Source organism: Petrachloros mirabilis (genome assembly GCF_975968855.1).
On the sequence record NZ_CDLUDY010000105.1, the window covers coordinates 1 to 10,617 of the forward strand.

11 protein-coding genes are annotated in these 10,617 nt (G+C 55.8%); 8 read left to right on the forward strand and 3 right to left on the reverse strand.

Annotation, left to right across the window (positions count from 1 at the left end; genetic code table 11):
• Window positions 1–1,553: single-stranded-DNA-specific exonuclease RecJ (gene recJ / locus ACWVCN_RS04360; protein WP_455244296.1), on the forward strand; the 1,553-nt coding region annotated here is incomplete at its 5' end.
• The gene (locus tag ACWVCN_RS04365) at window positions 1,546–3,726 is read left to right on the forward strand and encodes a RelA/SpoT family protein (protein WP_455244297.1); all 2,181 of its coding nucleotides are present in this window, start codon (window positions 1,546–1,548) and stop codon (window positions 3,724–3,726) included. The genes recJ and ACWVCN_RS04365, both read left to right, overlap by 8 nt.
• A 3-nt stretch (window positions 3,727–3,729) precedes the next feature.
• Here the strand turns inward: ACWVCN_RS04365 and ACWVCN_RS04370 are convergent, their stop codons facing one another.
• Complete coding sequence (locus tag ACWVCN_RS04370) at window positions 3,730–4,191, reverse strand: DUF192 domain-containing protein (RefSeq protein ID WP_455244298.1); 462 nt, start codon at window positions 4,189–4,191, stop codon at window positions 3,730–3,732.
• 116 nt (window positions 4,192–4,307) lie between these two features.
• Between ACWVCN_RS04370 and ACWVCN_RS04375 the strand changes: the two genes are divergently transcribed.
• Both ACWVCN_RS04375 and ACWVCN_RS04380 read left to right on the forward strand, forming a co-directional pair.
• Window positions 4,308–4,493, forward strand: coding sequence for a hypothetical protein (locus ACWVCN_RS04375; protein WP_455243214.1), 186 nt, complete (start codon window positions 4,308–4,310; stop codon window positions 4,491–4,493).
• Window positions 4,494–4,545: 52 nt separating this feature from the next.
• On the forward strand, window positions 4,546–5,136 hold the full coding sequence (locus ACWVCN_RS04380; RefSeq protein WP_455244299.1) for a flavodoxin family protein: 591 nt from the start codon (window positions 4,546–4,548) through the stop codon (window positions 5,134–5,136).
• A gap of 462 nt (window positions 5,137–5,598) precedes the next feature.
• Here ACWVCN_RS04380 and ACWVCN_RS04385 read toward each other — a convergent pair whose 3' ends face one another.
• On the reverse strand, window positions 5,599–7,395 hold the full coding sequence (locus tag ACWVCN_RS04385) for a M3 family oligoendopeptidase (RefSeq protein WP_455244300.1): 1,797 nt from the start codon (window positions 7,393–7,395) through the stop codon (window positions 5,599–5,601).
• 149 nt (window positions 7,396–7,544) lie between these two features.
• Here ACWVCN_RS04385 and ACWVCN_RS04390 point away from each other — a divergent pair, with 149 nt between their 5' ends.
• Window positions 7,545–7,874, forward strand: a complete 330-nt coding sequence (locus ACWVCN_RS04390) for a hypothetical protein (protein WP_455244301.1) — start codon at window positions 7,545–7,547, stop codon at window positions 7,872–7,874.
• 3 nt (window positions 7,875–7,877) lie between these two features.
• The gene (locus ACWVCN_RS04395) at window positions 7,878–8,723 is read left to right on the forward strand and encodes a hypothetical protein (protein WP_455244302.1); all 846 of its coding nucleotides are present in this window, start codon (window positions 7,878–7,880) and stop codon (window positions 8,721–8,723) included.
• A gap of 23 nt (window positions 8,724–8,746) precedes the next feature.
• Here ACWVCN_RS04395 and ACWVCN_RS04400 read toward each other — a convergent pair whose 3' ends face one another.
• Entirely contained in the window at window positions 8,747–9,067 is a 321-nt protein-coding gene (locus tag ACWVCN_RS04400) for a tetratricopeptide repeat protein (RefSeq protein ID WP_455244303.1), read from the reverse strand.
• Between the two features lie 117 nt (window positions 9,068–9,184).
• On the opposite strand from ACWVCN_RS04400, the gene ACWVCN_RS04405 reads away from it, so the two are divergent.
• Together ACWVCN_RS04405 and ACWVCN_RS04410 are read left to right on the forward strand one after the other, a co-directional pair.
• A complete protein-coding gene (locus ACWVCN_RS04405; protein WP_455244304.1) occupies window positions 9,185–10,129 on the forward strand; it encodes a histone deacetylase family protein in 945 nt (314 codons plus the stop codon).
• Window positions 10,126–10,617 (forward strand): multiheme c-type cytochrome (locus ACWVCN_RS04410; RefSeq protein WP_455244305.1); only part of this gene is annotated, 492 nt, incomplete at its 3' end. The genes ACWVCN_RS04405 and ACWVCN_RS04410, both read left to right, overlap by 4 nt.

The following is a 10,617-nucleotide window of genomic DNA, read 5'->3' on the forward strand; positions in this document are numbered from 1 at the left end:
CCCACGATCCCTACCTGATTCCTGATATGGAGGAAGCAGTCGAGCGGCTGCATCGGGCTGTGGAAATGCACGAGCCAATCTGTTTTTACGGCGATTACGATGTAGACGGCATGGCAGCGACCAGTATCTATATCTCGTTTTTCGGCTCGTTGGGTGCGAACGTGCGGGCGTATGTGCCACATCGCCAGCGTGAAGGGTACGGGCTCAACTTGGAAGCGGTTCAGCGACTGCATGATGAAGGGGTATCCTTGCTCGTAACATCCGATTGCGGCACGACTTCGCATTGCGAGGTTGCACTGGCTCGGCAATTGGGCATGGATGTGATTGTAACCGACCATCATCAAACGGATGGCGCAATGCCTCCCGCCGTGGCGGTGATGAATCCTCATCGGGCAGGTGCACGCTATCCGTTTCAGGGACTGTGTTCGGCGGGGTTGGCCTACAAGGTGGCTCAAGCCTATGAAATGCGATATGGCGAAGCCGGTGTTCCCTTACGCTCCCTGTTGGATCTCGTCGCATTGGCCACGATTGCGGATGTGGTGCCGCTCCAGGACGAGAATCGCGGTTTCGTCCGCGAAGGCCTGGCGCAATTGTCACGGGGGGCTCGCTGCGGCATGAGAGCGCTGAAACAGGTGGCGGGTATCACACGCGAGTGCACGGCGGAAACGGTCGCGTTCAGACTAGCACCCAGACTCAATGCAGCAGGTCGATTGGACCATGCGATCCTGGGTGTCCGGTTGTTGACGACGGAGTCCCATGCCGAGGCCCAGAGACTGGCGGATCGACTCGAGCAATTGAATCGGGAACGTCAAAGGATCGAAGCCGATATGATGTCGGAAGCCGTGGCAATGGTGAAGGAGCAGGAACTGCCTCCTGCGCTCGTCCTTGCTTCTCGCCGCTGGCATGTGGGTGTGGTTGGGATTGCTGCCGCTCGGTTGGTGGAGCGGTTTCACCGCCCGACAATTGTAATCGCCGTGGACGAGAAAGGCATCGGCAAAGGATCAGCCCGTACCGTCGGCGGATTTGATCTGTATCAAGGACTGGCGGCCTGCCGGGATGTGCTCGAAGCATTCGGCGGACATCCTAGTGCGGCCGGTGTGACGGTGCGAGAGTCGCATCTCCCCCAATTCCGTGAACGGTTTGGCTCCGTGGTGGCTGATTGGACGAGCGTGGAGGCGATTGTGCCCACGCTGCATGTCGATGCCGAGGTACAATTGTCAGAGGTGACGACGACGTTAATCAAAGAAATCGGCGCGCTCAATCCCTTCGGTGCAGGAAATCCTGAGCCGACATTTGCCGTGAGAGGGCTCGATGTAATGGATTCCCGCACTGTCGGTGAAAAGCATTTGAAGATGACGGTGCGACAGGGCCGTTCCATGCCGTTCGACAGTATCGGCTTCGGGATGAAATCGTTGATCGACCGAGGCATTCCGGCTCGAACGCCGGTGGATCTGGCTTTTGTGCCTGAACTGAACCACTGGAACGGCTATGACCGCATCCAGTTGCGCATCAGAGACGTACGTATCAGCGGCGAAGGGCCATCGGATGCTTAATCAAACCGTGATGGACATTGATCAGCTGCTGGACCGTGTCAAGAGCTACAACTCCGATGCGGATCTGGGAATGGTGCGCAAAGCCTACGAGTTTTCCGCCAAGGCACACGAAGGGCAGGTTCGGCGATCGGGCGAGCCCTACCTGCAGCATCCCATCGCGGTGGCTGGTGTGCTCACGTCGTTAAAGACGGACGTGACGGCGATCGTGGCCGGACTGCTCCACGATACGCTGGAAGACACGGTGGCGACGCCGGAGGAATTGGAAAAGGAGTTCGGGAAAGACGTCGTGCACCTGGTGGACGGGGTGACCAAGATCGGAAAGATCACGTTCCGGAGCCATGAAGAGAAGCAGGCGGAGAACTTCCGCAAGATGCTGCTCTCGATGGCTGATGATATTCGCGTCGTGCTCATCAAACTCGCCGATCGGCTCCACAACATGCGGACGCTCGAGCATCTCAGCGCGGCGAAGCGCCAGGCCATCGCGCAGGAAACCCTCGAAATCTACGCACCGCTGGCGAACCGGCTTGGAATCGGATGGATCAAAAACGAGTTGGAGGATCTGTGCCTCAAGCATCTCAAACCGGACGTCTACGAGATGTTACGCACGCGTGTGGCTAAGCGGGATGAAGATCGCCAGCAGTACATTCAGGAGGTCATCGAGCTGGTGAATAAGGCGATGCAGGAAAACGGTCTGCCGGGACAGGTCTACGGTCGCCCGAAGCATCTGTACGGTATTTATCAAAAGATGAACAAACAATCGATTTCGTTCGAAGAAGTCTACGATCTGACTGCTCTGCGCATCATCACCGATTCGAAGATGAATTGTTATGCGCTGGTCGGGGTGATCCATTCCCTATGGCGGCCTGTGCCGGGGCGGTTCAAGGACTACATCGCGATTCCCAAGTCCAACCTCTACCAGTCGTTGCACACGACGGTCGTCGGTCCGAAAGGCGAGCATGTGGAGTTCCAGATCAGGACCGAAGAGATGCACCGCGTAGCCGATTACGGAATTGCGGCTCACTGGAAGTACAAGGAAGAGGGACGGGTTGCGGAACGGGATTCGAAAGCGTTCGGCTGGCTCCATCAGTTTGTGGAGTGGCATCGCGATTTGCCGGACAATCGCCAGTTCATGGATTCCGTCAAGCTGGATCTTTTTCACGACGTGGTCTATGTGTTCACGCCGAAGGGCATCGTGAAAGAACTGCCGAAGAGCTCGACACCGGTGGACTTTGCCTTCGCCATTCACACCGAAGTCGGCGACCACTGCGTCGGTGCCAAGGTAAACGGGAAGATCGTACCCCTCAAACACCAACTCGAAAGCGGCGACACAGTTGAAATTCTGACGTCACCCACGCAGACGCCGCATAAAGATTGGCTCAAGTTCGTCCGCACATCTCGCGCCAAGACGAAGATTAAGCATTGGATCAAGGTCGAGGAACAGAAACGGAGCATCGAAATCGGACGGCGGTTGTTAGAGTCGGAATTCCGGCGGCATGGAATGGCGCCGGCGCAGATGCTGAAGTCCGATGAACTGGCAGAAGTCGCGAGAAAAGCGGGGTACGACAACACGGATGAATTGGTGGCGGCAGTGGGGTTTGGACATCTCCCGACGATCGATGTGATCGGAAAGCTGACAGCCCGTTCGGCCGAAACAGTACCTGCTGCCGAGGAGAAGGCGGTTTCACAGAAGCCGGTTGTCGGAAGGTCTGAGGAGAAGGGAGTGAAGGTCAAGGGCGCGCGAGACGTGCTCATGCAGTTGTCGCGCTGCTGCAATCCGGTGCCGGGCGATCGTATTCTTGGATATATCACGCGGGGCAGGGGATTGACCATTCACACGATCGATTGTCCCAACCTCGAGGCGTTGGACTATGATCGTGAGCGGTTGGTTGAGGTCGAATGGGATTCTGCTACACCGAGTACACATGCCGTGAAGGTTTCGGTGATGACGGTCGACAAGACGGGGGTCCTGGCGAATGTGTCGTCTGCGATCGCGGAATGTCATGCCAATATCAGCCGGGCGGAAATTACCACCAGAGAGGATCGCAAGGCCGTGCTCGACTTTATCGTGGAGATCTCAAGCACACAGCACTTGGACCAAGTATTAAAGGCAATCGAGAAAATCGACGGGGTGATTACGGCTCGGCGAGTGAGGGCGTGGCAGGAGCGGGCGTGAGGGCTACCGTAGCTTGGGCACATCGAATTTCAGTTTTGTCCCCTTCTCCAATTTGAGGCGATCTGCTTCTCCTCCCCCCAGTTCCAATACAAAGGTTGCCGGATCGTTCGGCTGATACTGAGGGCAGCTGTCATCAGTTCTCGTGCAGATTGGAACGTTTCGGGCGATGTGGATGATCTGTTTATTCTCGTTCATCCAAATGATGTCGAGCGGGATCTTCGTGTTTTTCATCCAAAAGGTCCAGAGCTGAGCCTGGTCGAACATGAATAGCATGCCACGGTCTTTCGCTAGGTGATCCCGGTACATAAGCCCCTCCGCTCGCTTGAGCTGAGTGTCGGCGATCTCTGCATGGATAATGACTCCACCGGGAAGTCGAACCTGGACGAGTTTGTCTTCAGCGTGGCTGCAAGCAGGAATGAGGAGACAAATAGAGAAAAGGGCGCTTGTAAGGCAAGGTCGATGCATCGGCGCATCCTAAATACCATGCTCCTGTGAGTCAATATGCGATGCCGATGGGTCAGGTGCCTTGAAATTACCTCCTTTGCTGTGCCATCCTCGCCCTCGGAAGGAGCAACAGAATTATGAAGGAAAAGCGTCGCGTACTGTATAAGAAAGGCGTGTTTGTTTGTCCTAAATGCCGCCAATCGTACGTGCAGGAAAAGTGGATCGAGGAATGGCGGATCCGCTGCCATCGCTGTGACTATCGCGGCACTCTGACCGAGGTGTCGGTCGAAGAGCATGTGGACGAGGAAACGATCCGGCATTAACGCGCATGGAGCGAGAGTAGCTTCATCGCCCCCAACTTGCTGAGTCTCCCCTATGAAACAGGCGATGGGTGTCGCCTCTCTTCTGTGGATTTGTTGCAGCTTCTGGGCTTCCCCCGCGATCGCCCAAGACACTCCAGCGAAGCCGGTCAAGGTGCTGGTGACGTATCATTCCCTCACAGGAAACACCGAGCGGATGGCAGAAGCCGTTGCAGAAGGGGCCAAGGGTCTTCCTGGAACGGACGTCGTCATGAAACGGGTTGAGGAAGTGACAGCTGACGATTTGTTCTCTTCTGACGCGTTGGTCGTCGGATCGCCGGTCTATTGGTCGAATATGTCAGGCGACGTAAAGACATTCTTTGACAACTGGCAATTCAAATTCGGCGTCTTCCCAGAATTCAAAATGAAGAACAAAATCGGAGCTGCTTTTGTGACCGGAGGCCAGGTCTCAAGCGGGAAAGAGGTCGCGATGCTGACGATCTTGGCGGCAATGTTGGGCAATCAGATGATCGTGGTGAGTGGGGGAGGAGCGTTTGGTGCCTCCGCCACCACCGAAGGCGACAGCCCGGGGATCGATAACAAGGAATTAGCTGACGCCCGATCCTTAGGACGGCGCGTGGCTGAAGTCGCCGCTCTGTTCAGATAGAGCCTTTTCCCGTAACACTCCCACAACATTCAGGATGAACCGGAAAGCCAGAGGGTCAGGTGACCTTTTCCTGGCGCAAGACCGTGTCCATATGCGAAAAAGTGGAGAGGGAGAACCCGCCGGTTTAACGTCGGACAGCGGATGGGGTAGGGAGTTGATGCTCGGATGTGGCCAATTCGACGAACTCCCGAATGTTTTTGGAACAGCGACCGCAGCAGCCGCTTTCTTTCAACCCGAACTTGGCTCTCAGTTGGCAGGGCATCACGATGCCGGATCGACCAGCTTCCCGGACGTCAGACTCGGTGATTCCCTTGCACAGGCAAAGATACATGAGCAGCCTCTGTCCTCTAAACAGACAAGAACGATTATGAGAAGCATTATCATTATGCACATCCGTCAATGCCGTGTCAAGCCCTCGTAACCTCACTTGACGGCTTCCAGACTTTTCCCTGTAGGGGATTCCTACGGGAGAGTTGTTTCGAGCTGCTGCACCATGTCTTGGATCGTATCGAACCCTGAACGCCAAAAACTCTCTGAATTCATGTCGACGCCGACCTTACCGAGAATGGTAGCAGGGCTTTCCGATCCACCTGTTGCGAGGAGGTCAAGGTACTTGGGCACAAACCCCTCACCTTCTTCATGGTACTTCCGGTAGAGAGCCAGTACCAAGAGATTGCCAAAGCTATAGGCATAACAATAGAACGGGCTTGCGAAGAGGTGAGGGATGGTAAGCCACTCCCATTGAAATTCGTCCGGCACCTTTACCGCCTTGCCGAACTGTTGGCGAAGTTCCCCTAGATAGATTTCTGCCAGCTGATCTCCGGTCGCTCCATCCGCGATCATCTGGTGGGCCGCCTTCTCGAAACGAACAAAGTAGGCTTGCCGCAAGACCGTCGCATAGATGTCGTCCAACTGATTGAGGAGGAGTCCCTGTCGTACCTTCTTGCTCGTTTCTTGCTTCATGAGGGCATCCGACAGGATGCGTTCGCCGAAGACTGAGGCGGTTTCTGCCAGTGGCAGTGTGGAATGAAAAGTAAACACGGAATGGTGGGCAGCCATCATCCCGTGGACGGCATGGCCTAGTTCGTGCGCCATCGTTGCGATGTCTCTGGCATCGCCTGTGTAATTGAGCAGCACGTAGGGAGTCAGCCCTGGGACCACGCTGTAGCAGTAGGCTCCACCGATTTTCCCGGGCCTTGTCGGCGCGTCGATGTGCCGGTCCGTAAAAACCTGCTGAGCGTGGTCGGCTAGTCGGGGAGAGAAGCCGCGGTAGGCCTCAAGGACCATCGAGACCGCGTCGGCATATTTGTACTTTTTCGACTCCGTGCGATGGGGGGCATAGATATGGTAGCGGTTCATGGACTTCATGCCGCAAATGCGGGCCTTCAGCTTGAAATACTCCTGGAAGATATTGGCGTGTTTGGCGCAGACTGACAGCAATACGTCAACGGCCTGATCCGGCACGTCGTTCCCGAGATTTCGTGTGGCAATCGGAGAGGTATAACGCCGTAGCCCGATGTTCTCTGATTTCCAATCGTTGACCAGCGACTTGTAGATTTCACCGAGCAAGTCCCGTTGTGCTGAAAACACTCGATACAACTCCTGGTAGGCAGCTTGCCGTATCGATGCCTTCGGGCTCCGAACGTAAGCCATCAAACCTTCGCGGTTGACGGTCTTCTTCTTGGTACCCGACTTGACGGTGAAGGAAAAACTGTTTGTCACAACGTCGTAGAGAGTATGGACGGCACTGCGGCCGGTCACGTTCTTGATGTTGATGATTTTTTCTTCAGGCTCCGACAGCGTATGCGGCGTATAGCGTCTGATCGTTTCCAGGTGATAGCGAAGATCCCCGGAATCCTCCATGAGCCTTTTGGCGTTCTCAGAGTCGAGACCTTGCCACCAGAGTTCGAAGAACAGGAGTCGATTGTGCAGTGCTGTCAGCCGCTCCTCGACACGCGACTTGTAGGAACGTACCTTGGCGTCCTTAGTATCTTCCGAGAACCAGAGATAGGCGTAGGCGCCTAGCCGGGAGGAATCTTGTGCGAGGGATTCGTTGAGTGCGAGGACAGATTGGAAAGCCTGCCTGGCCATCGTCGGCGTCATGTTTGGTCGTGACGCTTCTATCTGAGCCACCGTGGCCTCAAGTTTTGAAAGGAATCGGTCAAGCCGTTCGACGGGATCCTTCACCAGATCATTCAAGTCCCATCGTTCCGGCACCGCCTTGGCGGATGGTCTGTGGCTCTTCTTGGCTCCTGCCATGGGTCACTCCTCATTAAATCAAGCGCATGGGCGGATCATACCATCTCGTCTCGCTGTGCGAGGAGAAAATATTGCATTTTTATGTAACAGAGAACCTCCGTTGACAGCCTCCCTTGCGAATGTGAAAATCTTTTGAAACGAAGTTTACGATGACTGATCAAGAGTTGAATCGGGCCGTCCAGTATGTGACCGCCAGTACTTCCTATGGGAAGGAAACTGTGGCGGATATTCTCAAGACCGGACTGGGTGAACTTGTCAACCTGGCTGTTCAGTCCGAAAGGCAATTCGAACGAGAGTCCTTGATGGAATATGTTTCTCAGTGGACGATCAAACGCACCGGACAGCCCGAGCCGTTGGTACGAGAAGTGCTGGGTTGCGCCGGACGGTGGCTCGATGACGTCTACGAGGAAGTTGTCCGCAGTCAAACATACTCGGAGGGGCCTTCACCGGACGACGGCGAGGATCCAGAACCTGTGTGAGCCATGCCTCGATTTCGCCCACGAAAGACTTTCAAACTCGTCGCGCACTTGCGCGAAGGATCACGGGAGCAGGTCGCATCATGGAAACGGGAGGAGCAGGGCCTCTCGCGTGACCTTGAGCAGCGATGGACGACGCTTCACCGCCACTGCGCCGATCAATCGAGCCATCTTCGGCTATCTCGTCTTGTTCGCCGCCTGACCCATCATGACTATGGTGTCCGCGAATCCGCCCTGGCTGAGCTGGAACTGGCCACGCAACTCATTCGCATTGGAGCACGCGTCACGTTTTTGCCGGAATCGCAGGCGCGAACAGCCGATCTTGAATGCCGCATCGGACGCGAGCGTTTTTTCGTCGAGGTGACGGCAATGGTCGGATCGTCCGAACGACAACGATTACCGTTGCGCGGATTGATTCACGAGGCTGAGCTTGAGGAGGAAGAGGACCGAGGCGTCATTTTAGTCCATCGGATATTGGCGCGCATTCAGCAGAAGGCAAAGCAGCTGGCCGACTATTGCGATCCCGTTGTCCTCAGTATTTCTGTCCCGCGAGCCGACTTGCGGGGCGAGAAGGTCGGTCGCCATGAAGTGATCCATCTTGATCTCAAGACCTTGGCAGGCTCAGTCACACTCTTGCTCATGAAGCTCCGTTCGCTCAGCGGGGTGATGATTTCGCTCTGGGATGTGGACCCTGTGCCGTCAAAAGCAGGTACGAGGCTGGCGAATGTCGAAGTGGTTGAGCAATCTCGGCAAAAACGCAACCTTCCACGCGTCAGGATTCTGATTCAGAACCCGGATCCAGTTTCAGCTCTCAGCGAATTGCAGAGAGAGGCGTTTTGCCAGCTGCTCTGAATCTTGCCCGTATCGCGTAACGATCAATCTGCTGGAAGGCTTGATTTCAACATCTCCAAATTCTTGGTGACCATCGCGTCGCCGTTCTTGGTGGAAACCTCGATCCCGGTTTCGCAGACAGTGCGGCATTCCTTGTGCCGATTCAGTTTGTGGAGCGATTGGGCGAGGGCAAAATAGGCGGCCGAGTAGGCGGGCTTGACGGTGATACATTGGCGAAGGGCATTGGTTGCTTCTTCAAAATCCCCGTCATCCATATAGGCTTTTCCCAATCCAAACCAGGCGACGTCGTCATTCGGGTCCATGGCGAGGACTTTTTTGAGTGGTTCGATTCTCGGATTGGGCATCGCATCCCTCCTGTTGTTGAGACAATAGCAGCGCCAGCTTCGCGTTGTCTATGCCAATTCCCGCATGCTAATCTGACTCTGCGGGAACGATACAGTTCATCGAGTTACGGCTTCGTCATGGGGAAAACCGGTTTCATCTACCATCCTTCCTATCTCGAACATGATATGGGGGCAGGTCATCCAGAGTCGCCCAATCGGCTTCGTGCGATCATGCAGCAGCTGGAGCGAAGTGGTACCGCTGCCAAACTGATCAAGATAACCCCACGCAAGGCGGAAGACGAGTGGATAACGCTGGTGCACACCCCCGACTATGTTGCGGCGCTGAATCGGCGTTCGCCGGCGAGTGGCCGCGTCTCTCTCGACCCGGATACCTGTATGTCCCCCGGTTCACTGAACGCCGCATACCTTGCAGCCGGCGGGGCTTTGGCTGCGGTCGATGCGATCATGAGTCGGCAGATCGATCACGTATTTTGTGCTGTGCGGCCACCTGGTCACCATGCGGAGGCCGGCCGGGCCATGGGGTTCTGCCTCTTCAACAATGTGGCGATCGCCGCGCGCTACGTGCAAAGGAAACACGGGCTGAAACGGGTCCTCATCGTTGATTGGGATGTCCACCATGGAAATGGGACCCAGCACAGCTTCGATGATGATCCGACAATTCTCTTTTTCAGCACCCACCAGTATCCCCACTATCCGGGAACCGGACGCGCCACGGAGCGGGGCACGGGTGCGGGTGAGGGGTTCACAATCAACGTGCCGATGGAGGCCGGTGAGGGAGACGAGACGTACCATGCGATTTTCCTCAACTCGCTTGTTCCCGCGGCGGATGATTTCAAGCCTGAGTTCGTCATTATCTCAGCCGGGTTTGATGCGCACCGGGACGATCCGTTGGCGAGCATGGGTTTGACTGAAGCGGGCTATGCCGACTTGACGGGCATCGTAGCAGGGATCGCACAACGGCATGCGCAAGGGAGGATGCTCTCTTCCCTTGAAGGCGGGTATAACCTGACTGCGCTCGCGGCCTCGGTCGATGCGCATATCAAGGCGCTTCTGCAGGCATGATGCGCTGGAAAAAAGTCCTCATCACCGTACTCGTGCTGAGCGGAGCGGTCTATCTTTATTACACGGAAATCAAGCCAGTGGTGATTTTCGGCCTTCGATCCGACTACGCTCACGCCATTCCGTTTCAGAAAATTCCCGAGGGCCTCACGAGCTTGAAGGCCGAATCCTGCGGGGAGTGTCATCGTGACATCTACGAAGAGTGGAAGACGAGCATCCATGCGCATGCGTACGACGATCCGTTCTTCCAGGCTTATTGGAAAAAAGACAACAACATCTGGGTCTGTTTGAATTGCCACACGCCGCTGGAAAATCAACAGCCGACGCTGATCAAAGAGATCCCGAGGGGTCGGGTGGAAAAGGCGATTCAGGAACCGAATCCGAACTACGATCCCGAGTACCAAAAGGAGGCGGTCACCTGCGCAGTCTGCCACGTTCGTGACGGCGTCATCTACGGTCCCTTTGAAGATTCCGCTGCGCCGCACCCGACG

Coding starts and splice junctions, on each gene's coding strand:
- ACWVCN_RS04365 (WP_455244297.1), top strand. CDS start 1,546: ATGCTTAATCAAACCGTGATGGACATTGATCAGCTGCTGGACCGTGTC.
- ACWVCN_RS04370 (WP_455244298.1), bottom strand. CDS start 4,191: ATGCATCGACCTTGCCTTACAAGCGCCCTTTTCTCTATTTGTCTCCTC.
- ACWVCN_RS04375 (WP_455243214.1), top strand. CDS start 4,308: ATGAAGGAAAAGCGTCGCGTACTGTATAAGAAAGGCGTGTTTGTTTGT.
- ACWVCN_RS04380 (WP_455244299.1), top strand. CDS start 4,546: ATGAAACAGGCGATGGGTGTCGCCTCTCTTCTGTGGATTTGTTGCAGC.
- ACWVCN_RS04385 (WP_455244300.1), bottom strand. CDS start 7,395: ATGGCAGGAGCCAAGAAGAGCCACAGACCATCCGCCAAGGCGGTGCCG.
- ACWVCN_RS04390 (WP_455244301.1), top strand. CDS start 7,545: ATGACTGATCAAGAGTTGAATCGGGCCGTCCAGTATGTGACCGCCAGT.
- ACWVCN_RS04395 (WP_455244302.1), top strand. CDS start 7,878: ATGCCTCGATTTCGCCCACGAAAGACTTTCAAACTCGTCGCGCACTTG.
- ACWVCN_RS04400 (WP_455244303.1), bottom strand. CDS start 9,067: ATGCCCAATCCGAGAATCGAACCACTCAAAAAAGTCCTCGCCATGGAC.
- ACWVCN_RS04405 (WP_455244304.1), top strand. CDS start 9,185: ATGGGGAAAACCGGTTTCATCTACCATCCTTCCTATCTCGAACATGAT.